Origin of the sequence: Streptomyces sp. CAI-85 (assembly GCF_013363615.1) — a bacterium.
In the GTDB taxonomy this organism is placed as follows: Bacteria; Actinomycetota; Actinomycetes; order Streptomycetales; family Streptomycetaceae; genus Streptomyces; species Streptomyces antibioticus_B.
This window is the reverse complement of sequence record NZ_JAANNX010000031.1, coordinates 27,301-49,085: the sequence shown is the minus strand read 5'-3', so window position 1 is coordinate 49,085 and position 21,785 is coordinate 27,301. Positions and strand designations below refer to the sequence as shown.

The window sequence follows — 21,785 nt, the reverse complement described above, 5'->3', positions numbered from 1 at the left end:
GCCCTTGAGGGGCGCGGGGAACTGCGCGATCAGCCCCCACTGCCCGCAGACGGCGTCAATCCAGATAGCCCCGAAGCTGATCCGCAAACGCATGATCGCGAAGCTTGTTCAGCGTCTTGGACTCGATCTGCCGGATCCGCTCCCGCGTCACACCGAAGATGCGCCCGATCTCCTCCAGCGTGCGCGCCCGCCCGTCGACCAGCCCGTACCTGAGCTGGACGACCTTGCGTTCGCGCTCGCCGAGGGTGGAGAGCACGGCCTCCAGGTGCTCCCTCAGGAGGAGGAACGCGGCGGACTCCACGGGGCTCGCCGCGTCGCCGTCCTCGATGAGGTCGCCGAGGGCGACGTCGTCCTCCTCGCCCACCGGGGCGTGCAGGGACACCGGTTCCTGGGCGAGCCGCAGCACCTCGCCGACCCGCTCCGGCGCCAGGTCGAGCTGGTCGGCGACCTCCTCGGCGGTGGGTTCGTAGCCGCGTTCCTGGAGCATGCGGCGCTGGACGCGCACGACGCGGTTGATCAGCTCGACGACATGGACCGGGACGCGGATGGTGCGGGCCTGGTCGGCCAGCGCCCGGGACATGGCCTGGCGGATCCACCAGGTGGCGTAGGTGGAGAACTTGTAGCCGCGCGCGTAGTCGAACTTCTCGACGGCGCGGATCAGCCCGAGGTTGCCCTCCTGGACCAGGTCGAGCATGGTCAGGCCGCGGCCGACGTACCGCTTGGCGACGGAGACGACGAGCCGCAGGTTGGCCTCGATCAGACGGCGTTTGGCCATCCGGCCCCGTACCACGAGCCGGTCGAGGTCGACGGCGAGCTGGCTGTCCAGGTCGGGGGTGCTGCCGAGCTTCTCCTCGGCGAACAGGCCGGCCTCGACCCGGCGGGCCAGTTCGACCTCCTCGGCCGCGGTGAGCAGCGGGATGCGGCCGATCTCCCGCAGGTACTGGCGGAACAGGTCGGAGGACGGGCTGCCGGTCTCGGTGGCGCGGGCGGGCCGCACCTCGACGGGCTCCGGCTCCTCGGCGGCCTCCGCCGCCAGGTGGACGGGCGGCTCCAACTCGGTGTCGGGGCCGCTCGTGCCGGGGCCGCTCGTGTCGGGGCCGGTCTCCGGGTCCCCTTCCGGGTGGTGCGGGGCGCGGCCCTGCGGGGGCACCGCCGCCACCCGGACGCCGGGCTCGGCGTCGGGCTCCGCGCCGTCCGCCGGGCCGGCACCGCTCGTGCGCTCGGCGGTGCCGGCGGTTTGGGTCAGGGTCTGGGTCTGCACCGGGGCGACCTCCAGGATGATCGCTGCTGAGGTGAGCAGCAGCGGTACTCGGGCGGAGTCGGCGACCACGCCGCGTCCGTCAGGGATCGGCCGCGCTCCGAGGACTCAGGCACCGGAACCCAGTGTGGGGTACGACACATCGCCGCCACGAGGGGCGTGCGGTGACTTTTTGCATCCGCCTCGTGACGGGCCGCTCAGAGGGCGGACGGGCCCTCGTGCTGCAACGCCCTGTCGTACCTGGTCAGGATCATCATCTCGTTCTGGATGGCAGCCGACTGGGCCGGGTCCGTGTGGCCGAGCCGGGTCAGCGCGCTCTGGAGATCGGTGAGCCTGCGGGTCACCGCCCTGCGGCGGACCGTCACCAACTGCTCCCCCGCGTAGTTCTCGTCGACCGTGCGGCGCATGATCGCCTCCACAGCCAGCTCCGTCACCATCGCGCGGACCGTGTCGTCGGGGGCGGCCTCACGGACCCGGACCAGATACTCCTGGCCGTCCTGGACGCCCCACTCCGCGCCGCCCGCGTCCTGGATCGCCTGGCGTACGGCGGCGTAAGGGGCGGCGGTGAACTCGTCCACGCCGTATGCGTCGAAGGCCGGGGAGACCAGTTCGGGGCGTTGGAGGGCGAGCTTGAGCAGCTCGCGTTCGGTGGCGTAGACGGCGTTGCGGAGGTTGAGGGCCGGTCCGCCCGCGCTGGGCCGGGAGACGGACTCGTACGGCTGGGCACCGCGGGCCGGCGCCGGGCCCTTGCCGCCGCGGTCGCGGGCCCAGCGGGCGAGCTGGGAGACCCGCTTGACGACGAACTGGGTGTCGAGGATGCCGAGCATGCCGGCGAGCTGCACGGCGACCTCGTGCTGGGCGCCGCTGTTCTTGATGCGGGCCACGATGGGCGCCGCCTCGTCCAGGGCGGCGGCGCGGCCGGCGGGGGTGTCGAGGTCGTAGCGGACGACGATCTGGCGCAGCGCGAACTCGAAGAGCGGGGTGCGGGGTTCGACCAGGTCGGCGACCGCCTCGTCGCCCTTGGCGAGGCGCAGGTCGCAGGGGTCCATGCCGTCGGGGGCGATGGCGATGTAGGTCTCGGCGGCGAACTTCTGGTCGTCCTCGAAGGCGCGCAGGGCGGCCTTCTGGCCGGCGGCGTCGCCGTCGAAGGTGAAGATCACGCGGGCGCTGCCGTTGTCCATCAGCAGCCGGCGGAGGATCTTGATGTGGTCGCCGCCGAACGCGGTGCCGCAGGTGGCGATCGCGGTGGTGACCCCGGCGAGATGGCAGGCCATGACGTCGGTGTAGCCCTCGACGACGACGGCGCGGCTGGCCTTGGCGATGTCCTTCTTCGCCAGGTCGATGCCGTACAGCACCTGGGACTTCTTGTAGATCGCCGTGTCGGGCGTGTTGAGGTACTTCGGGCCGTTGTCCGCCTCGTAGAGCTTGCGGGCGCCGAAGCCGACGACCTCGCCGCCGATGTCGCGGATGGGCCACATCAGCCGGCCGCGGAAGCGGTCGATGGGGCCGCGGCGGCCCTCCTGGGCGAGCCCGGAGAGCAGGATCTCCTTGTCGGTGAAGCCCTTGCCGCGCAGGAAGCGGGTGAGGTGGTCCCACCCTTGCGGGCTGTAGCCGACGCCGAAGTGGACGGCGGCGGCCTGGTCGAAGCCGCGCTCGGCGAGGAAGATCCGGCCGGTGTCGGCCTCGGGGCTGACGGCGAGCTGTTCCGCGTACCACTCGGCGGCGATCTTGTGGGCCTCGACCAGGCGGATGCGTTCGCCACGCTGGTGGGCGGGGTTGTAGCCGCCCTCCTCGTAGCGCAGGGTGATGCCGGCCTGGGCGGCGAGGCGTTCGACGGCCTCGGAGAAGGTGAGGTGGTCGACCTTCATCACGAAGGTGAGGGTGTCGCCGCCCTCCTGGCAGCCGAAGCAGTGGAAGAGTCCCTTGCTCGGGCTGACCTGGAAGGACGGCGACTTCTCGTCGTGGAAGGGGCACAGGCCCTTGAGGTTGCCGCCGCCCGCGTTGCGTAGCTGGAGGTACTCGGACACCACGGCGTCGATCGGGACCGCGTCCCGTACCGCCTTCACGTCCTCGTCGTTGATCCGTCCTGCCACGAGCCGATTCTACGGGGACGGACCGACACTCAAGATGCGAGGCTTTCGAGCGGAACGTGCGGATCCGCCAGTTCCTCCGTGTTCACGGGGGTGCGCGAGGCGATGAGCTTCTGGACGGTCTCTGTGACGTCCCACACGTTGACGTTCATCCCGGCCAGGACGCGGCCCTCCTTCACCCAGAACGCGATGAACTCCCGCTTGCCCGCGTCACCGCGGATCACGACCTCGTCGTACGACCCCGGCGGCGCCCAGCCGCTGTACTCCATGCCCAGGTCGTACTGGTCGGTGAAGAAGTAGGGCACGCGGTCGTAGGTGACGTCCTTGCCGAGCATGGCGCGGGCGGCGGCCGGGCCGCCGTTGAGGGCGTTCGCCCAGTGCTCCACGCGCAGCCGGGTGTCGAAGAGGCCGTGCGGGAAGGAGGCGACGTCACCGGCGGCGTGGATGTCGGGGTCGGAGGTGCGCAGCCGTTCGTCGACGGCGATGCCGCCGCCGTGGGCCCGCTCGGCCAGGGTGAGCCCGGCGGCCTCGGCGAGGGCGGTGCGCGGGGCGGCGCCGATCGCCGCGAGGACGTCGTGCGCCGGGTGCTCCACGCCGTCGTCGGTGCGGGCGGCCAGGACCATGCCGTCCTGGCCGACGATCTCGGTGAGCTGCGCCCCGAAGTGGAAGCGGACGCCGTGCTCGCGGTGGAGTTCCGCGAAGACGTTGCCCAGCTCGGGGCCGAGGACGCCGTGCAGCGGGGTCGCGGCGGGCTCGATGACGGTGACCTCGGCGCCGTACTCGCGGGCCGCGGCGGCGACCTCCAGGCCGATCCAGCCGGCGCCGGCGATCACCAGATGGCCGTTGTCCCGGCCCAGGGCGGCCAGGACGCCCTTGAGGCGCTCGGCGTGCGCGAGCCGGCGCAGATGGTGGACGCCCGCGAGGTCGGTGCCGGGGATGTCGAGCCGGCGCGGTTCGGCGCCGGTGGCCAGGAGCAGCTTGTCGTAGTGGACGAGGGTGCCGTCGTCGCCGAACCGGACGGTCCGCGCCGTACGGTCGATCGCGTCGACGCTCTGGCCGAGGTGGAGTTCGATGTCGTTGCGCGCGTACCAGGCGGGCTCGTGCACGAAGACGCTGTCGCGGGACTCCTTGCCGAGCAGGAAGCCCTTGGAGAGCGCGGGGCGCTCGTAGGGCTGGTCGCGTTCGTCGCAGATCAGTATCACGCGGCCGGTGAAGCCCTCCGCCCGCAGCGTCTCGGCCGCCTTCGCGCCGGCCAAACCTCCTCCGACGATGACGAACGTCTGATCCGCGTCGACCACGTGATGCCTCCAAACGGGAGTCCGGGGGGTGTCCCCCGGATGACACTGTGCGAACCGCCAGATGCGAGCGTCCCGCACGGAGCGTGATGGGGGAAGGGGGACGGGTCCGATCAGGCCACGGAAGGTTGTGGTTCGGGCCCGTTTGGGCGCACTCGGTCGGGTTCGTTCATAAACGCCCCTCCCTCTGGCCCTCCCTCACAAATGGCCCGTCAGACGCGTGTGCAGCGAACGCGCCGACGCGTCGGTGAGCGAGGAGATCTGGTCGACGATCACCCGCTTGCGCGCCCGGTCGTCGGGCGCCGCGTCGAACAGCGCCCGGAACTGCGGGTCCAGACCGTCGGGCGCGCGGGCGGTGAGGGCCTCGGCCAGCTCGGAGATGACCACCCGCTGGTCGGCGCGGAGCAGCTCCTGCTCGGCGCGCTGCATCACGTACCGGTCGGCGACCGCCTTGAGGACCGCGCACTCCAGGCGCGTCCCGTGCGGGACAACCAGTTCGGCGTCGTAGCGGGTGAGGGGGCCGCTGCCGAACCGCGCGCGGGTGGCGCCCTCCGCGGCCAGACAGAAGCGGCCGATGAGCTGGCTGGTCGCGTCCTTCAGCCGGGCCTGGGCGACCGCCGTGCCGTCGTAGCCGTGCGGCCACCAGGGCTCGTCCTGGAGACGGTCCAGGGCGGCGGCCAGCTCGGCCGGGTCGGTGTCCGCCGGGACATACCGGCCGACGGCGACCCGGAAGACCTCCTGCCGCTCCGGCTCGGCGTGCAGCACGATCGGGTCGATGTGACCGGCGTGCAGGCCGTCCTCCACGTCGTGCACCGAGTACGCCACGTCGTCCGCCCAGTCCATGACCTGCGCCTCGAAGCAGATACGGGTGCCCGGGGCGCCCTCGCGGACCCAGTCGAAGACCGGCCGGTCGTCGTCGTAGGCACCGAACTTGGGGGACGCCGGGTCCTTGGGGTGGGCGCCGCGCGGCCAGGGGTACTTGGTGGCCGCGTCCAGGGTGGCGCGGGTGAGGTTCAGGCCGACGGAGCCCTCGTCGGTGAAGCGTTTGGGCTCGATGCGGGTGAGCAGCCGCAGCGACTGGGCGTTGCCCTCGAAACCGCCGCAGTCGCGCGCGAAGTCGTTCAGCGCCTGTTCGCCGTTGTGGCCGAAGGGCGGATGGCCGAGGTCGTGCGAGAGGCAGGCGGCCTCCACCAGGTCCGGGTCGCAGCCGAGGGCCGCGCCCAGCTCACGGCCGACCTGCGCGCACTCCAGGGAGTGGGTGAGCCGGGTGCGCGGGGTCGCGTCCCACACCTGGCTGCGCTCCCCCGGGGTGACCACCTGGGTCTTGCCCGCGAGCCGTCTGAGCGCCGAGGAGTGCAGGACACGCGCGCGGTCCCGTTGGAAGGCGGTCCGGCCCGGGCGCTTGTCGGGCTCCGGCGCCCAGCGTTCTGTCGACTGCGGGTCGTAGGGCATGACTCGACAGTAAGCGGCACCGCTGACAATCGGTGCACTCCCGGCTCTCCCGGCCCTGACGCCCCGCCGGGTGCCGGGTCACGCGGCGTTGCTGTGGACCTGGAGGGCCTCGTCGTAGCGGTGCAGGAGCAGGTGGGCCATCGCCGGGTGGGTGCCCAGCGGGGCCGAGACGATGCCGGGGGCCGCCTGCGCGCACTCCGTCGCGAACCGGCCGGGGGCCGTGAAGCAGGAGGCCACCGCCACCCGGTCGCGCCCGCGCGCGGCCAGGGCGCGCAGCGCGTCGGGGACCGTGGGGGCCGCCGTGGAGGCGAACGCGGGCACCACGGGCACGCCCAGCCGCTCCGCCAGGAGCGCGGCCGTGCGGCGCGCGTCGACCGCCGAGTCCGGGTCGCGGGAGCCCGCCGCCGCGAGGACCACCGCGCTCGCGCGGCGCTCCGCGGCGGTCGCGGGGGTACGCCAGCCCGCCTCCGTCAGACGCGCGTGCAGGGCGTCCGCCAGGAGCGGGTGCGGGCCCAGCGGGGCCGCCACACGCGTGCGTACCCGCGCTCGCGCGGCCGCCTCCGGGATGTCCCGTCTGACGTGGTAGCCGCGGGCCAGCAGCAGCGGCACCAGGACGGAGTCCGGGGTGCGGCGGGCGTCGAGCGCGGCCAGGGTGTCCGTCAGCAGCGGTTCGTTCAGCTCGATGTGACCGAGGTGCACCGGCAGGCCGGGGCGCTCCGCCCGCACCCGGTCGAGCAGGGCGCGGACGGTCTCCAGGGCGCGCGGGTCGCGGCTGCCGTGGGCGACGACGACCAGCGCGGGCGGGCCCGGGCGGCGCCGTCCGTCGGGCCGGACGAGGCCGAGCTGGCGGGTGAGCTGGGTGTTGATCAGGTTCATGAGGTGCGCCGTACTGTCGAGGTGGGGTGCGGGCTCGTGGGGTGCGGACCCGTGCTCGGGCTCGCGGTGCTCGGGCTCGTCGTGCGGGGAGGGCGACGCCGTCATGGAACGATCGTGACCGCGTGAGGTTGCGTCGCCGTTGCCTGACCGTCACGGCTGTTTTCCCCGGGTTCACGGCGTCCTGGCGGGCGTTGTGAGGTACGCCCCGCGGCCGGGGGCGAACCGGATCGGCGCGTGGCACGTCTTGTCGGGCCGGAGGGGTTGTCGGCCCGGAGAGCAGGAGCACACCGTATGAACATCCGTCGACCGCGGCTGCCACGCACGCGTGCCGGACGGCGGCGGCTGGTCCAGGCCGCGATGGGCGTCTGCGTGCTCGCGCTGCTTCCGGCCACCTGGCTGTTCGTGTCCACGGCGGACCGCCTCGGCACCACCGCCGACGCGCCGCGCACCGAGGTCGCCGTGGTCTTCGGCGCGGGCCTGTGGGACGGCGAGCCGTCGCCGTACCTCGCCCACCGGCTGGACGCGGCGGCGAAGCTGTACGGCGAGGGGCGGGTGAAGGTCGTGCTCGTCACCGGCGACAACAGCCGCGAGGACTACGACGAGCCCGACGCGATGCGCGCCTACCTCACCCGGCACGGCGTGCCGGACGCGCGGATCGTCAGCGACTACGCGGGCTTCGACACCTGGGACTCCTGTGTGCGCGCCAAGAAGATCTTCGGCGTCGACGAGGCGGTGCTGATCAGCCAGGGCTTCCACATCCGGCGGGCGGTGGCGCTGTGCGAGGCGGCCGGCGTCCGCTCGTACGGCGTCGGGGTGGACGCCAAGCACGACGCGACCTGGTACTACGGCGGCGCCCGGGAGATCCTCGCGGCCGGGAAGGCGGCGCTGGACGCGGTGTTCGAGCCGGACCCGACATTCCTGGGGCCCCGGGAGCCGGGGGTGCGCCGGGCGCTGGCCTCCGAGTAGTCCCGTCTCCGCCCCGGCGGGCCCTCACGCGGGCCCGGGGTCCGGAGGGAGGGCACCACCACATCGCCGTAACAGGAGACCGCACGGCGTGTAACACGGCCGACGCACGCTGAACGGCATGCGGACCACCTCGACGCCCACCCACTGCCCGTACTGCGCCTTGCAGTGCGGGATGGCCCTGTCGCCCCTGCCCACGGGGGGCGTCGAGGTGGTCGAGCGCGCGGACTTCCCGGTGAACCGGGGCGCGCTGTGCGGCAAGGGCCGGACCGCGCCCGCGGTGCTCTCCTCCCGGGTGCGGCTGACCTCGCCGTTGATACGGTCCGGCGGCGCGCTGGTGCCGGCCGACTGGGACGAGGCGCTCGATCTGATCGCCGGACGCCTGGCCGGGATCCGGGACGCGCACGGCCCGGACGCGCTGGGGGTGTTCGGCGGCGGCGGGCTCACCAACGAGAAGGCGTACGCGCTGGGCAAGTTCGCCCGGGTCGTGCTCGGCACCTCGCAGATCGACTACAACGGCCGCTTCTGCATGTCGTCCGCTGCGGCGGGCGGCATCAAGGCGTTCGGGCTCGACCGGGGGCTGCCGTTCCCGCTGGAGGACGTCCCGAGGACGGGCTGTGTGATCCTCGTCGGCTCCAACCTCGCCGAGACCATGCCGCCGTCCCTGCGCTTCTTCAGCGAACTGCGGGAGAACGGCGGCACGTTGATCGTCGTCGACCCGCGCCGCACGAAGACCGCCGAGCAGGCGGACCTGCATCTGGCGCCCCGGCCCGGCACCGATCTGGCGCTGGCGCTCGGGCTGTTGCACCTCGTCGTCGCCGAGGGGCGGGTCGACGAGGAGTTCGTGCGGGAGCGCACCACGGGCTGGGAGGAGGCACGGGCGGCCGCGATGGCGCACTGGCCGGAGCAGGTGGAACGGATCACGGGGGTGTCCGTTCCACAACTCCGGCAGGCCGTACGGATGTTCTGCGAGCCGGAGGCCGCGATGGTGCTCACCGCGCGCGGGCCCGAGCAGCAGTCCAAGGGGACGGACACGGTCGGCGCGTGGATCGACCTGTGCCTGGCCACCGGCCGGGCGGGCCGCCCGCTGAGCGGCTACGGCTGTCTCACCGGGCAGGGCAACGGGCAGGGCGGCCGCGAACACGGCCAGAAGGCCGACCAGTTGCCCGGCTACCGCAAGCTGGACGATCCGGCGGCGCGGCGGCATGTGGCGGAGGTCTGGGGCGTGGACCCGGACAGCCTGCCCGGACCGGGGCGCAGCGCCTACGAGTTGCTGGACGCGCTCGGCGGGGACGTCCGCTCGCTGCTGCTGATGGGGTCCAACCCGGTGGTGTCCGCGCCGCGCGCCGCGCATGTGGAGGAGCGGCTGCGGTCGCTGGACTTCCTCGCCGTCTGTGACGTCGTGCTGTCGGAGACGGCGGCCCTCGCGGACGTCGTCCTGCCGGTGACCCAGTGGGCGGAGGAGACCGGCACCACGACCAGCCTGGAGGGGCGGGTCCTGCTACGGCGGCAGGCGCTCACCCCGCCGGACGGCATCCGCAGCGACCTGGAGGTGCTGCACGAACTCGCGGCCCGGCTGGGCGTGGAGAAGGGCTTCCCGGCCGATCCCGAGGAGGTCTTCGAGGAGCTGCGCCGCGCCAGCGCGGGCGGCGTCGCGGACTACTCCGGCATCACGTACGCCCGGCTGGCGGCGGAGAACGGCGTGTTCTGGCCGTGCCCGGCACGGAGTGACGGCGACGACGGCCCCGCACGGGACACCGGCCACCCCGGAACCCCCCGTCTCTTCCTCGACCGGTTCGCCACACCCGACGGCCGGGCCCGGTTCGCGGCGGTGACGCACCGGCCCGCGGCGGAGGAAACCGACGCCGACTACCCCGTGCTGCTCACCACCGGGCGGGTCGTCGCGCAGTACCAGTCCGGCGCGCAGACCCGGCGGGTGGACGAGCTGAACGCCGCCGCGCCGGGTCCCTTCGTCGAACTCCACCCCCGTCTCGCGGCCCGTCTCGGCGCGGCCGAGGGCGACCCGCTGGCGGTGGTGTCCCGCCGCGGCCGGGCCGTCGCCCCGGCCCGTATCACCACCGGCATCCGCCCCGACACGGTCTTCATGCCCTTCCACTGGCCGGGCGAGGGCCGCGCCAACACCCTGACCAACCCGGCCCTCGACCCGACGTCCCGCATGCCGGAGTTCAAGGTGTGCGCGGTGCGGGTGGAGAGGGTGGAGAGGCCGGAGGGGGTCGGCGCGGCCGGTTCGAAGGCGGGTGCGGGAGGCGTCAGTTGACGTTGACCGCGCTCCAGGCCGCCGCGACCGTGTTGTACTCCGTGCTGCCCGCGCCGTAGAGGTCGCGGGCCGCGTTGAGGGTGGCGGTGCGGGCGCCGGCGTACTTGGTGGAGGACGTCATGTAGACGGTCAGGGCGCGGTACCAGATGGCGCCGAGCTTGTCCCGTCCGATGCCGGTGATCGTGGAGCCGTTGGAGGTCGGGGAGTCGTAGGTGACGCCGTTGATGGTCTTGGTGCCACTGCCTTCCGCGAGGAGGTAGGCGAAGTGGTTGGCAACGCCCGAGGAGTAGTGGACGTCGAGGTTGCCGACCGAACTGCTCCAGTAGTCGGCGGAGTTGCCGTCCTTGCTGGGCTTGTCCATGTACCGCAGGGCGTCCCGGCCGAAGCCCGGGCGGACGATCTTCTCGCCGATGAGGTAGTCACCGGTGTCGGAGGAGTTGCCGGCGTAGAACTCCACGAGGCTGCCGAAGATGTCGGAGGTGGCCTCGTTCAGGCCGCCGGACTCGCCCGAGTAGGTCAGCTTGGCGGTCTTCGAGGTGACGCCGTGGGACATCTCGTGGCCGGCCACGTCGAGGGAGACCAGCGGTCCGAAGACCGAGCCGTCGCCGTCGCCGTAGGTCATGCAGAAGCAACTGTCGTCCCAGAAGGCGTTGTTGTAGTTGCTGCCGTAGTGGACGCGGTTGTAGGAGCCCTTGCCGTCGTTGCCGATGCCGTTGCGGCCGTGGACGTTCTTGTAGTAGTCCCAGGTCTTGTCGGTGCCGTACTGGGCGTCGACGGCGGCCGTGGAGCGGTCCGCACCGGTGCCCGTGCCCCAGTGATTGTCGGTGTCGGTGAACAGCGTCGCCGGGGCGCGGCTGATGCAGATGCCGAAAATGCACAGGTCGGTCTTGTTGGCCGCGTCGCCGGTGTAGGTGTTGCCGCGGGTCGGGTCCTTGAGCTGGTAGGTGGAGCCGGAGAGCGTGGTCTCCAGCGGGACCGTGCCGCCGTAGAGCGACGAACCGTCGCCGCTCGCCGTCTCGATGGCGTCCCAGGCGTCGATCTGGGCGCCGGTGCGCGCGTCCGTGACGACGGTGCGGGCGACCGGGTTGCCCAACGAGTCCAGGGCCACCGCGTTGGTCCGCCAGGCCAGCTTCGGGGTGCCGTGCAGCGCGTCGACGACCAGCTCCGGCTTGGCCTTGACCTGCTTCAGGGGCTCGCCCAGGTGGGACGCGCGCAGGGCGTTCACCGCGGTGTCGGCGGCCTGGGGCGCGGACACCTTCGGGGTGATGCCGGGCAGCGAGATCGCGGCCCGGGTCGCCCGGTCCGCGCTGCGGTAGCTGCCGTCGGCGGCCAGGTGCACCACGAAGTCGCCGCCAAGCACGGGCAGTTGGCGGAAGGTGCGGTCGTAGCGGACGTGCTGGGTGCCGTCCTTGTCGATGATCACGTCCCGTACCGCGGTGTCCTGGGCGCCGGTGAGGCCCAGGCTCGTGGCGTGGTCGGCGAGGGCCGCGGCCGCGTGGTCCAGCGCGGCGGCGCGGGTGGGTCTGTCGGCCGCACCGGCGGCCGGGGAGAGTGCGGCGGCCAGCAGGGTCGCCGTGGTGGCGGCGATGCCGGCGGTGGCGAGACGGGAACCTCGGACGTGCTGCCGTATCCGACTCATCAGACTGCTCGGTCTCCTCGGGAAGGCGCCGTGGGGGCGCGCGTGTGGGGGTGGCACTGAGGTCGTACTGAGGCCGTACTGACGTCGTGCTGAGCGCGTGCTGGACTCGCCCTGCGATTTAAGAGGGCATGACAAGTCGTGTCCATACCGCCTACGTGCCGGTGACGTGAGGGGAGAGAATCGTTTCCGTGCGCATCCCGACCACACCGCCCGCCCCCGGCCTGCCGTTCTTCGTCTACGGCACGCTCCGCCCCGGCGAGGTCAACCACGGCCTCTTCCTGCGCGGCCGCACCCTCCGCGAGGAGCCCGCCCGGCTGACCGGCGCGGTCCTGTACGACGGCCCGGGCTACCCGTACGCCGTGGCGGAGCCCGGCGGGACGGTCGCCGGGGCGCTGATCACGGCCCGCCCGGAGGCGTACGCGCGGCTGCTCGCCGAGCTGGACCGGCTGGAGGAATACCGGCCGGGCGACCCGTACAGCCTGTACGAGCGGGTGGTGTGCGAGGTGACCGTGACCGTCGGCAGTGCCACGACCGGCACCGGCACCGGCACCGGCACCGGCACCGAGGGCGCCGTACCCGCCTGGGTCTACCTCGCCGCCCCCGCCGTGGCCGCCGGACTGCGCGCCGACGGGAACCGCATCGGCGGCGGCGACTGGCTGGCCCACCGCTGACACGCGTCCCGGAGCACGATCCGGCCCCTCCCCCGGTCACCCGTTCACACGCTCCCCGCGGGCTTTTCCACCCGTCTCTCCGCCGCCCCGTGCGCACGGCGATGACCTGCTGAAACAGGGGGCCGGGCGGGGCGTTCGCCGGGACGGGCGGCACCCGTTCGCCCCATTCCTGACGTGGCCTCAGGAAGCGCGCTCGCCGCCCGCGGACTTACCTCGAAGAAGCAGGGACGCGACCCGAGACGCCCGAAGGAGCAGAGATGCGACGTACCGCACGGCTGCTGACCGGTGGCGCGCTCGCCGTCGTCGCCGTCGCCGCGGGCGGGCTCGCGGCACCCTCGCACGCCACGGACACCGGCGTCGCGGAGCTGGAGGTGCGCCCCGTCGGCGTGGTGCCCGGCGAGCGGGTCTCGGTGCGCACCACGGCGTGCGGCCCCGACGGCACGGCCACCGGGGACGCGGGCGCGGTGGGCGCCGGACGGTTCACCCTCACACCCGAGACGCCCGAGACGCCCGCCGCATCCGAGTCGCCCGCCGCGTCCGGTGCCCCCGGGGGCAGGGCCGCCGGAGGGTTCCGGGTGCCGCCGAGCGCGTATCCCGGGACGTACGAGATCGTCGCGCGGTGCTCCGACGGGGGCCGTCGGCTCAGCGGGGACCTGGTGGTGACGCTGGCCTCGGCCCGCGGGGCGGCGCATCCGCACGGAAGTGTGAAGACGGGGGTCGGTGGCGCAGTCGGCCGCGACCCCGTGCAGACCGCGGCAGGCGTGGCGGCTCTCGCCGTCGCCGCCGCGGGCGGTACCTGGCTCCTGCATCGCCGGGCGAGAGGCGACGGGATCTGACGGACACCCTCCGCTGTCCGTCCGCCGGTACCGCATGTCCCCTCCCCCTCCGGGTCCGACGCCCCTCGCGACCCGGAGGGGGCACGGGGGCCGTTCACCGCCGTTCACGCCGTTCACGCCGTTCACGGAGAGGGGGGTGCGCATGCGCAGGGTCGGCGACACCGCGATAGCGGCCCTGACCGCGCTCGCCCTCGGCGCGAGTGTGTGGCTGCTGCACGGCGGCGCGCGGGCGACCGCCCCGCCGCAGCCGACCGCCGCGCAGTCCCGCTCGGCCGCGTGGGACGGCCCCGACATACCGTCCGCGCCCGCCCTGCCGCCCGCCGCGCCCGACCGGGTCCGCATCCCCTCACTGGGTGTCGACGCCCCGCTCACGGGCCTGGGCCTCACCCCCACCGGCGCTCTCGCCGCGCCGCCCGCCGACCGCGGGGACCTGGCCGGCTGGTACGAGGCGGGGACCACGCCGGGCGAGCGGGGCACCGCGATCGTCGCGGGCCATGTCGACACCGCCGAGGGACCCGCCGTCTTCTACGGCCTGGGCGCGCTGCGCAGGGGCGGCACGGTCGAGGTGGACCGGCGGGACGGCACCGTCGCCGTCTTCACGGTGGACGCCGTCGAGGTCTACGACGCCCGGCGCTTCCCCGACGAGAAGGTCTACGGCCCGGCGGCCCGCCCCGAACTCCGGGTGATCACCTGCGGCGGCCGCTACTCGAAGGCGACCGGCTACCAGGGCAACGTGGTCGTCTTCGCCCACCTCACCGGCAGCCGTGCGAAGCAGAGCGCCTAGGCGAGCCACTGCTCGTAGGCCAGGTTCCCCACCAGCGCGAAGACCACCGTCAGCAGGACGACCCGGACGAAGCCGCTGCCCTTCTTCAGTGCCGTGCGGGCGCCGAGCGTGCCGCCCGCGAGGTTGAACACCGCCATCAGCGCGGCCAGTTGCCACAGCACGGTGCCCTGCCAGGCGAAGGTGGCGAGCGCGCCGGCGTTGGTGCAGCAGTTGACGATCTTGGCGGTGGCCGAGGCGTTCACCAGGTCGAGGTGGAGGACGGCGGTGAGCGCGAGGACCAGGAACGTGCCGGTGCCGGGGCCGACGAGACCGTCGTAGAAGCCGATGCCGAGGCCCGCGAGGGCGATCGCCGCGAGGATGCGGCGCGGGCCCGCCGGGCCGGTCGCGGGGGCGGTGCCGAAGGCGGGCCGCAGGATGACGAACGCGGCCACCGCCAGCAGGACGACCATGATCACCGGCTTGAGGACCTCGGTGCTCATCCCGGCCGCGAAGAAGGCCCCCGCCGAGGAGCCGGCCAGTGCCGCGAGACCGATCCGGACCGCGGTGCGCACATCGACCGGCGACCGGCGCGCGTAGGTCACGGCGGCGCCCGAGGTGCCGACGATCGCCACCGCCTTGTTGGTGCCGAGCGCGAACGCGGCCGGGGTGCCGGCGGGCAGGCCGAGGAGCAGCGCCGGCAGGAGCAGCAGCCCGCCGCCGCCCACCACCGCGTCGATCCAGCCGGCCGCCAGCGCGGCGAGGCAGAGGGCGATGACGGTGGTCAGGGCTATGTCGGGCATGAGCGGACCCTACGGCCCCGGTGCATGCATATGCCACGCACCTGAGGATCTTCTGAGGTCGCCGCCTCCCGGCGCGGCGGCCTCTCCGGCTCCTCACACCCCCCGCCCGCCCCCGCTGAGGGCAGCGTTCCTCGCGGGAAACAACCGTGATGCCACCGGGTAACGTCCACCCCGCACGCTCCTGGACATGACCTCGAATCCGCGTGTGGTGGTGCTCGGCGCCGGCCTCGCGGGCGTACGACTCGCCCGCCGGCTCGGCGAGCTGGGCGTGCCCGCGCTGCTCGTCGGCGACGAGGAGCACCGCCCGTACAACCGGGTCCTGCTCGCCGAGGTGCTGGCCGGCCGGTACGCCCCCGAGGTGATCGCGCTGCCCCTGCCGGCCGCCGGACCGCTGCGCGCCCGGGTCACCGGGATCGACCGCGAGCGGCGGGCCCTGTTCTGCGCCGACGGCTCGGAGATCGCATACGACACGCTGGTCCTGGCCACCGGCTCCAACCCGGTGCTGCCGCCGCTGCGCGGTCTGTTCACCCCCGACCACGTGCTGCCCGAGGGCGTGCACGCCTTCCGCACCATGGACGACTGCCTGGGCCTGTCGAAGGCCGTACGGGCCGGGGTGCGGGCCGTGGTCATCGGCGGGGGGCTGCTCGGCGTCTCCGCGGCCCGCGCGCTCGCCCTGCGCGGGGCCCAGGTCGTCCTCGCGCAGCAGGCCGAGCGGCTCATGGAGCGCCAGCTCGACCCGGCGGCCTCACGGCTGGTGCGCCGGCACCTCACCGGCCTCGGCGTCGAGATCCACACCGAGTGCCGGGTGCGGGACGTGCGCTGCGTCGGCGGCGCGGTCCGCTCGGTCGAGATGGCCGACGGCTACGCCCTCGACGCCGACCTGGTGGTCCTCGCCTGCGGGGTCTCGCCGCGCGCCGGACTCGCCAAGGCCGCCGGACTCGCCGTGCACAAGGGCGTCCTGGTCGACGACGAACTGCGCACCTCCGACCCGCACATCCGGGCGATCGGCGACTGCGCCCAGCACGCCGGGACCGTGTACGGACTGGCCACGCCGGCCCTCGAACAGGCCGACGTGCTCGCCGAGTCGCTCGCGGGAGACACGAACGCCCGCTACACCGGCACCCGTTCACTCACCCGGCTCACCCTCACCGGGCACGGGCCCTACGACAACCCCTTCGACCTCGCCGCGTTCGGCGAGACGGAACCCCGCCCGGGTGACGACGTCGTCCAGCTCGCCGACGCCACCCGCGGCACCTACCGCAAGGTCGTCGTCCGCGACGACCGCCTGGTCGGCGGGGTCCTCGTCGGCGAACTCGGCACCGTCGGCGCGCTCGCCCGCGCCTGGGAGGGAGCAGAGCCGCTCCCCTCCGACGGCGGCCCCCTGCTCCACCTGCTCACCAACGACGGAGGCTCCTGATGACCGCCACCCCGGGGCCCACCCCCACGATCGTGCTCGTCGGCCACGGCATGGTCGGCCAGCGCTTCCTCGAAGCGCTCGCCGAGCGCGGTCTGACCGCCACCCACCGTGTGGTCGTGCTGTGCGAGGAGCCGCGCCCCGCCTACGACCGGGTCGCGCTGACCTCGTACTTCTCGGGCCGGACCGCCGAGGACCTCTCCCTGACCGACATGGGGTTCATCCGCGAGCACGGCATCGAACTCCGGGTCGGGGACCCGGCGTCGGCCGTGGACCGCGCGGCGCGCACGGTGACCGCCCGCTCCGGGCTCGTCGTCGGCTACGACGTCCTCGTGCTGGCCACCGGCTCGTACCCGTTCGTGCCGCCGGTGCCGAACAAGGACGCCGAGGGCTGCTTCGTCTACCGCACGATCGACGACCTCCTCGCCATCGAGGAGTACGCGCGGACCCGGGCCACCACCGGTGCCGTGGTCGGCGGCGGACTGCTCGGCCTGGAGGCGGCGGGCGCCCTCAAGGGGCTCGGACTGAACGCCCACATCGTGGAGTTCGCGCCCCGGCTGATGCCCGTCCAGGTCGACGACGGCGGCGGCGCCGCGCTGCTGCGGACCATCGAGGAGATGGGCCTGAGCGTCCACACCGGGGTCGGCACCCAGGAGATCGTCACCGACGAGGCCGGCGCGGTCACCGGCATGAAGCTGTCCGACGGCTCCGAACTCGCCACGGACATGGTGGTGTTCAGCGCGGGTGTCCGTCCCCGCGACCAGCTCGCCCGCGAGGCGGGGCTCACCGTCGGCGAACGCGGCGGCATCGCCGTGGACGAGCGCTGCCGCACGCTGGACGACCCGCACGTCTTCGCGATCGGCGAGTGCGCGCTGGCCGCCGACGGCCGGGTGTACGGCCTGGTGGCCCCCGGCTACGAGCAGGCCGAGACGGCGGCCGCCACCATCGCCGCCGACGAGGCGTCCTTCACGGGCGCCGACCTCTCCACCAAGCTGAAGCTGCTCGGCGTGGACGTGGCCTCCTTCGGCGACGCGCACGGCACCACCGAGGACTGCCTCGACGTCGTCTACTCCGACTCCCGCTCCGGCCTGTACAAGAAGCTGGTCATCGGCCGCGACGGCACCCTGCTCGGCGGCATCCTGGTCGGCGACGCCGACGCGTACGGCACCCTGCGCGCCCTGACCGGCTCGGTCCCGCCGATCGCGCCCGAGTCGCTGGTGCTGCCGGCCGGCGCGAGCGGCGGGGCGCAGCTCGGCCCGTCCGCGCTGCCCGACGACGCGATCATCTGCTCCTGCCACAACGTGTCCAAGGGCGCGATCCGCGGCGCGGTGACCGAGCACTCCTGCACCACCGTGCCCGAGGTCAAGAAGTGCACCAAGGCCGGTACCGGCTGCGGCAGTTGCGTCAAGGTGCTGGGCCAGCTCGTCACCGCCGAGCTGGAGGCGAGCGGCGTCGAGGTCGACAAGGGCCTGTGCGGCTGCTTCGGCCGGACCCGCGAGGAGCTGTACGAGATCGTCCTCGCCCTGCGCGTCAACACCTACCAGGACCTCCTGGACCGCTACGGCCGCGAGGACGCCCGGGGCGGCGACGGCTGCGACGTGTGCAAGCCGGCCGTCGCCTCGATCATCGCCTCCCTGGCCCCGACGATCGGCGCCAGCGGCTACGTCCTGGACGGCGAGCAGGCGGCCCTCCAGGAGACCAACGACCACTTCCTCGCCAACCTCCAGAAGAACGGCTCCTATTCGGTCGTCCCGCGGATCCCCGGCGGTGAGATCACCCCCGAGGGCCTCATCGTGATCGGTGAGATCGCCCGCGACTTCGGGCTCTACACGAAGATCACCGGCGGTCAGCGGATCGACATGTTCGGCGCCCGCGTCGAACAACTCCCGCTGATCTGGACCCGGTTGGTGGACGCCGGCTTCGAGTCCGGCCACGCCTACGGCAAGTCGCTGCGCACGGTGAAGTCCTGCGTCGGCCAGACCTGGTGCCGCTACGGCGTCCAGGACTCGGTCCGCATGGCGATCGACCTGGAGCTGCGCTACCGGGGACTGCGCTCGCCGCACAAGCTCAAGTCCGCGGTGTCCGGCTGCGCCCGCGAGTGCGCCGAGGCCCAGTCGAAGGACTTCGGCGTGATCGCCACCTCCAACGGCTGGAACCTCTACGTCGGCGGCAACGGCGGCGCCACCCCGCGCCACGCGGACCTGCTGGCGCAGGACCTGTCCGACGCCGAACTCGTACGCCTGATCGACCGGTTCCTGATGTTCTACATCCGCACCGCCGACCGCCTGGAGCGCACCTCGACCTGGCTGGACCGGATCCCCGGCGGCCTCGACCACGTCCGCGACGTGGTGGTGGAGGACTCCCTCGGCATCTGCGAGGAGCTGGAGTCTCTGATGAAGGACCACGTGGCGCACTACGCCGACGAATGGGCGACCACCATCAACGACCCCGAGAAGCTCGCCCGGTTCGTGTCCTTCGTGAACGCGCCGGACACCCCCGACCCGGTCGTCGGCTTCGTCCCGGAGCGCGACCAGATCAAGCCCGACCTGCCGCTGCTCACCATCGGCCACCGTCCCCTGGAAGGGAGCGCCCAGCGATGACCCTGGCACCCGAGACCACCGACCTGAAGATCCAGCTCCGGCTGGACGAGGACTGGTTGACCATCTGCGACCTGACCTCGCTCACCCCGGGCCGCGGGGTGGCCGCCCTGCTGCCGGACGGCCGCCAGGCCGCCCTGTTCCGCGACCGCGCCGGCGACCTCTACGCCGTCGACAACCGCGACCCGTTCGGCGGCGCGGCGGTCCTCTCCCGGGGCCTCACCGGCACCCACCGGGGCCGCCCCTTCGTCGCCTCCCCGCTCCTCAAGCAGCGCTTCGATCTCGAGAGCGGGGTCTGCCTGGACGACGAGTCGGTACGCATCGCCACGTATGAGGTGCGGGTGGCCTGACGGGCGGGGCGGGGTGCCGGGGGCCGGCCGTCGGGAGGCTGACCACCGCGTCCAGACCGCCGGTCGGCGCCCCTCGCAGCAGGGCCTCCCCGCCGCTCGCGTGGGCCAGCCGCTGGACCAGGGCCAGGCCCAGTCCGGTACCGCCCTTGGGGGCGTCCGGGGCACGCCAGAAGCGGTCGAAGGCGCGGCGGCGCTGCTCCTCGCTCATCCCGGGGCCCTCGTCGACGACATGCAGCTCGACCCGGCCGGGCCCGGACGCGCGGTGCGGGAAACGGCGTTCGTGCGCGGGGTGGGGGCGCGGCGCGATGGTCACCGTGGATCCGGGGGGCGACACCCGCAGGGCGTTGGAGAGCAGGTTGTCGAGGATCTGCTCGACGGCGCCCGGCAGCGCCAGCACCTCGCCCCCGGCGTCACCGGCCAGGACGAGCCACACCCCGTGCCGCTCGAACAACGGGCTCCAGGCGTGGTGGCGTTCGGCGCACACCTGCCCCAGGTCGACCCGCTCGCGTTCGGCGGCGCTCTCGTCCAGCCGTGCCATCGCCAGCAGCGCCTCGACCATCCGGGCCAGCCGGTCGGTCTCGGTGAGCGCGGCGGCGAGCGAACCCCGCCGGTGCTCGGCGATGTCGTTCTCCAGGTTCTCCAGCCGCAGCCGCAGCGCCGCGAGCGGTGTCTTCAACTGGTGCGACGCCTCACCGGCGAAGGCCCGCTGGGAGGAGAGGAGATGCTCCAGCCGGGCGGCGGTGCGGTTGAACGTCGCGGCCAGACTGCGCACTTCGGGCGGACCCTTGGTGATCGCCACCGGTACGGCGGTGCCGCCCACCGCCAACTCCTTCGTCGCGTGCTCCAGTTCACGGATCGGGCGACCGGTCCAGCGGGCGATCACGAAGCCGAGCGCGGCGACCGCGGCCAGCGCCACGAGACCGCCGAGCGCCAGCAACAGCCAGACGTGGTGCACCCGTTCGGACACCATCCGGGTCGGCACCGTGATCCGGACCGCCCCCTGCCCCTCGGCGCCGTGCCCCACCGGGGTCGCCACCGCGAGGTACTCCACCCCGCCGATGGTGGAGGTGCGGACGTCCTCCGTGGCGGTGCCGCGCAGGGCGGCGGCGATGCCCGGCCAGGAGGCGAGGCTGTCCTCCTCCCGCTCGGTGAGCGGATGCGAGGTCGCCAGCAGCGCCCCGGAGCTGTCCACGATCAGCACCTTGCCGCCGATGCGGGCGGCGCAGTGCGCGGCCCGTTCCGGCAGGTCCTGCGCGGCCCGGCCCGCCGCGATCGACAGCGCGGCGTACGCCGACACCGACTCCGCCTCGTCCTGCGCCGCGTTGATCACCCGCTCGCGCTCGCCGCGCGAGTAGAGGAACCCGAGCGGGAACTCCAGACAGACCAGCAGCAGCGCGGCGAGGGTGAGATAGCTGAGCAGCAGCCGACGGGTCACCGGTGGGCCGCCGGCTCGTAGGGGTACGGGGGCGGGGGTTCGTCGTACGCGAAGGAGTGGTGGGGCGGGGGGTACGGCGGGGGTGGTGGGGGTGGGGGTGAGGACAAGGGCGGGGGCGGCGCGGGCGGTGTGGGTGCGCCCGGCGACGCGGTGTGCACCGCCAGCCGGAAGCCGACGCCGCGCAGGGTCTGGATCCAGGCCGGGTTGCCCAACTTCCGTCGCAGGGTGGCCACATGGACGTCCAGGGTCTTGGTCGGGCCCTGGAAGTGCGGGTCCCACACCCGGTCGAGGATCTGCTGCCGCGAGTAGACCGCCCCCGGGTCCTCGGCGAGCAGCGCGAGCAGTTCGAACTCCTTGGGGGTCAGGGTGACGGCCGCGTCGCCGACCCATACCTGGCGGGTGCGGCGGTCGACGGCGAGGGGGCCGGCGGCGGGGGTAGGAGTAGGGGTGGGGGCAGGAGTAGGGGCAGGGGTGGGTGTCGGCTCCTGCTCGCCTCCGAACTCCCGCTCGCCGAACCCGCGTCGGGTCCGGCGGGTGACCGCGCGCACCCGGGCCACCAGTTCACGCATGCTGAACGGCTTCGCCAGATAGTCGTCGGCGCCCAGTTCGAGGCCGAGCACACGGTCGGCCTCCTCCCCCCGCGCGCTGAGGATGATGATGGGGACGTCGGAGGTCCGCCTGATCCCCCGGCAGACGTCGATGCCGTCCAGATCGGGCAACCCCAGGTCGAGCAGTACGACATCGCCGTACGGCCCCCTCAGCCCCTCGTGGCCGGTGCGGACGTGGTGCACCGTGAGCCCGAAGTGGCCGAGGCCCTCGACGAGCGGTTCGGCGATCGTCTGATCGTCCTCGATGAGCAGGACTCGTACGCCCATGCTTTTCCGTCTCTCCCGTGAACCGAATTCGCGTGCTCCATGGACTCGTCACGCTACAAGAACGGTCATCAGAACACCGTACGGAAGCCATACGATGTGAGCAGAAGCTCAGCACCGATCAAAAGATGTCCCTTTCTTGTCGGCCGTTTAGTGTTCCTCTAACCTTCGCCTGGCAAAGGCTCCTCTACGGTGA

At 73.2% G+C, this 21,785-nt stretch carries 17 protein-coding genes; 8 read left to right on the top strand and 9 right to left on the bottom strand.

Going from position 1 to position 21,785, the window contains the following annotated elements; genetic code table 11:
* Window positions 1-55: 55 nt before the first annotated feature.
* The 5 genes from G6W55_RS26080 to G6W55_RS26060 all read right to left on the bottom strand — a co-directional run bounded on the left by G6W55_RS26080 (window position 56) and on the right by G6W55_RS26060 (window position 7,076).
* Entirely contained in the window at window positions 56-1,330 is a 1,275-nt protein-coding gene (locus G6W55_RS26080) for an RNA polymerase sigma factor (RefSeq protein ID WP_309243821.1), read from the bottom strand.
* A 125-nt stretch (window positions 1,331-1,455) separates the two neighbouring features.
* Window positions 1,456-3,351, bottom strand: coding sequence for a DNA primase (gene dnaG, locus G6W55_RS26075; RefSeq protein WP_175523254.1), 1,896 nt, complete (start codon window positions 3,349-3,351; stop codon window positions 1,456-1,458).
* A gap of 29 nt (window positions 3,352-3,380) precedes the next feature.
* Window positions 3,381-4,646, bottom strand: coding sequence for an FAD-dependent oxidoreductase (locus G6W55_RS26070; protein ID WP_175523253.1), 1,266 nt, complete (start codon window positions 4,644-4,646; stop codon window positions 3,381-3,383).
* Window positions 4,647-4,841: 195 nt separating this feature from the next.
* Window positions 4,842-6,095 carry a deoxyguanosinetriphosphate triphosphohydrolase gene (locus tag G6W55_RS26065; RefSeq protein WP_175523252.1) on the bottom strand — a complete coding sequence of 418 codons (1,254 nt, stop codon included), beginning with the start codon at window positions 6,093-6,095 and terminating at the stop codon, window positions 4,842-4,844.
* A 78-nt stretch (window positions 6,096-6,173) separates the two neighbouring features.
* On the bottom strand, window positions 6,174-7,076 hold the full coding sequence (locus G6W55_RS26060; protein WP_175523251.1) for a sirohydrochlorin chelatase: 903 nt from the start codon (window positions 7,074-7,076) through the stop codon (window positions 6,174-6,176).
* A gap of 186 nt (window positions 7,077-7,262) precedes the next feature.
* Here G6W55_RS26060 and G6W55_RS26055 point away from each other — a divergent pair, with 186 nt between their 5' ends.
* Window positions 7,263-7,937 carry a vancomycin high temperature exclusion protein gene (locus tag G6W55_RS26055; protein ID WP_175523250.1) on the top strand — a complete coding sequence of 225 codons (675 nt, stop codon included), beginning with the start codon at window positions 7,263-7,265 and terminating at the stop codon, window positions 7,935-7,937.
* 118 nt (window positions 7,938-8,055) lie between these two features.
* Complete coding sequence (locus G6W55_RS26050) at window positions 8,056-10,212, top strand: molybdopterin oxidoreductase family protein (protein ID WP_175523249.1); 2,157 nt, start codon at window positions 8,056-8,058, stop codon at window positions 10,210-10,212.
* On the opposite strand, the gene G6W55_RS26045 is transcribed toward G6W55_RS26050, so the two are convergent.
* Window positions 10,205-11,851 (bottom strand): M4 family metallopeptidase, encoded by a 1,647-nt coding sequence (locus tag G6W55_RS26045; RefSeq protein WP_175523248.1) that lies wholly within the window; start codon window positions 11,849-11,851, stop codon window positions 10,205-10,207. The two genes, G6W55_RS26050 and G6W55_RS26045, sit on opposite strands and share 8 nt — an antisense overlap.
* A 188-nt stretch (window positions 11,852-12,039) precedes the next feature.
* Here G6W55_RS26045 and G6W55_RS26040 point away from each other — a divergent pair, with 188 nt between their 5' ends.
* The 3 genes from G6W55_RS26040 to G6W55_RS26030 all read left to right on the top strand — a co-directional run bounded on the left by G6W55_RS26040 (window position 12,040) and on the right by G6W55_RS26030 (window position 14,142).
* The gene (locus tag G6W55_RS26040) at window positions 12,040-12,522 is read left to right on the top strand and encodes a gamma-glutamylcyclotransferase family protein (protein ID WP_309243820.1); all 483 of its coding nucleotides are present in this window, start codon (window positions 12,040-12,042) and stop codon (window positions 12,520-12,522) included.
* A 257-nt stretch (window positions 12,523-12,779) separates the two neighbouring features.
* Complete coding sequence (locus G6W55_RS26035) at window positions 12,780-13,358, top strand: hypothetical protein (RefSeq protein ID WP_175523247.1); 579 nt, start codon at window positions 12,780-12,782, stop codon at window positions 13,356-13,358.
* Window positions 13,359-13,500: 142 nt separating this feature from the next.
* The gene (locus G6W55_RS26030) at window positions 13,501-14,142 is read left to right on the top strand and encodes a class F sortase (protein ID WP_175523272.1); all 642 of its coding nucleotides are present in this window, start codon (window positions 13,501-13,503) and stop codon (window positions 14,140-14,142) included.
* Here G6W55_RS26030 and G6W55_RS26025 read toward each other — a convergent pair.
* Window positions 14,139-14,921 carry a TSUP family transporter gene (locus G6W55_RS26025; RefSeq protein ID WP_175523246.1) on the bottom strand — a complete coding sequence of 261 codons (783 nt, stop codon included), beginning with the start codon at window positions 14,919-14,921 and terminating at the stop codon, window positions 14,139-14,141. The two genes, G6W55_RS26030 and G6W55_RS26025, sit on opposite strands and share 4 nt — an antisense overlap.
* Window positions 14,922-15,108: 187 nt before the next feature.
* Between G6W55_RS26025 and G6W55_RS26020 the strand changes: the two genes are divergently transcribed.
* From G6W55_RS26020 to nirD, 3 genes are read left to right on the top strand one after another with little or no spacing between them, the layout of a single operon-like run.
* Window positions 15,109-16,338 carry an NAD(P)/FAD-dependent oxidoreductase gene (locus G6W55_RS26020; RefSeq protein WP_175523245.1) on the top strand — a complete coding sequence of 410 codons (1,230 nt, stop codon included), beginning with the start codon at window positions 15,109-15,111 and terminating at the stop codon, window positions 16,336-16,338.
* On the top strand, window positions 16,338-18,935 hold the full coding sequence (gene nirB / locus G6W55_RS26015; RefSeq protein ID WP_175523244.1) for a nitrite reductase large subunit NirB: 2,598 nt from the start codon (window positions 16,338-16,340) through the stop codon (window positions 18,933-18,935). Before G6W55_RS26020 ends, nirB begins: the two co-directional genes overlap by 1 nt.
* Window positions 18,932-19,282: a nitrite reductase small subunit NirD gene (gene nirD, locus G6W55_RS26010; protein WP_175523243.1), complete on the top strand. Its 351-nt coding sequence runs from the start codon at window positions 18,932-18,934 to the stop codon at window positions 19,280-19,282. Before nirB ends, nirD begins: the two co-directional genes overlap by 4 nt.
* Here the strand turns inward: nirD and G6W55_RS26005 are convergent.
* Window positions 19,197-20,717: a HAMP domain-containing sensor histidine kinase gene (locus G6W55_RS26005; protein WP_175523242.1), complete on the bottom strand. Its 1,521-nt coding sequence runs from the start codon at window positions 20,715-20,717 to the stop codon at window positions 19,197-19,199. The genes nirD and G6W55_RS26005 overlap by 86 nt on opposite strands.
* Window positions 20,714-21,592: a response regulator transcription factor gene (locus tag G6W55_RS26000; protein ID WP_175523241.1), complete on the bottom strand. Its 879-nt coding sequence runs from the start codon at window positions 21,590-21,592 to the stop codon at window positions 20,714-20,716. Before G6W55_RS26000 ends, G6W55_RS26005 begins: the two co-directional genes overlap by 4 nt.
* Window positions 21,593-21,785 lie beyond the last annotated feature (193 nt).

Bases quoted from the DNA above. Each gene is read 5' to 3' on its own strand.
- G6W55_RS26030 (WP_175523272.1), top strand. From the start codon at position 13,501: ATGCGCAGGGTCGGCGACACCGCGATAGCGGCCCTGACCGCGCTCGCC.
- G6W55_RS26065 (WP_175523252.1), bottom strand. From the start codon at position 6,095: ATGCCCTACGACCCGCAGTCGACAGAACGCTGGGCGCCGGAGCCCGAC.
- G6W55_RS26055 (WP_175523250.1), top strand. From the start codon at position 7,263: ATGAACATCCGTCGACCGCGGCTGCCACGCACGCGTGCCGGACGGCGG.
- G6W55_RS26060 (WP_175523251.1), bottom strand. From the start codon at position 7,076: ATGACGGCGTCGCCCTCCCCGCACGACGAGCCCGAGCACCGCGAGCCC.
- G6W55_RS26020 (WP_175523245.1), top strand. From the start codon at position 15,109: ATGACCTCGAATCCGCGTGTGGTGGTGCTCGGCGCCGGCCTCGCGGGC.
- G6W55_RS26050 (WP_175523249.1), top strand. From the start codon at position 8,056: ATGCGGACCACCTCGACGCCCACCCACTGCCCGTACTGCGCCTTGCAG.
- nirD (WP_175523243.1), top strand. From the start codon at position 18,932: ATGACCCTGGCACCCGAGACCACCGACCTGAAGATCCAGCTCCGGCTG.
- nirB (WP_175523244.1), top strand. From the start codon at position 16,338: ATGACCGCCACCCCGGGGCCCACCCCCACGATCGTGCTCGTCGGCCAC.
- G6W55_RS26045 (WP_175523248.1), bottom strand. From the start codon at position 11,851: ATGAGTCGGATACGGCAGCACGTCCGAGGTTCCCGTCTCGCCACCGCC.
- G6W55_RS26000 (WP_175523241.1), bottom strand. From the start codon at position 21,592: ATGGGCGTACGAGTCCTGCTCATCGAGGACGATCAGACGATCGCCGAA.
- G6W55_RS26035 (WP_175523247.1), top strand. From the start codon at position 12,780: ATGCGACGTACCGCACGGCTGCTGACCGGTGGCGCGCTCGCCGTCGTC.
- G6W55_RS26025 (WP_175523246.1), bottom strand. From the start codon at position 14,921: ATGCCCGACATAGCCCTGACCACCGTCATCGCCCTCTGCCTCGCCGCG.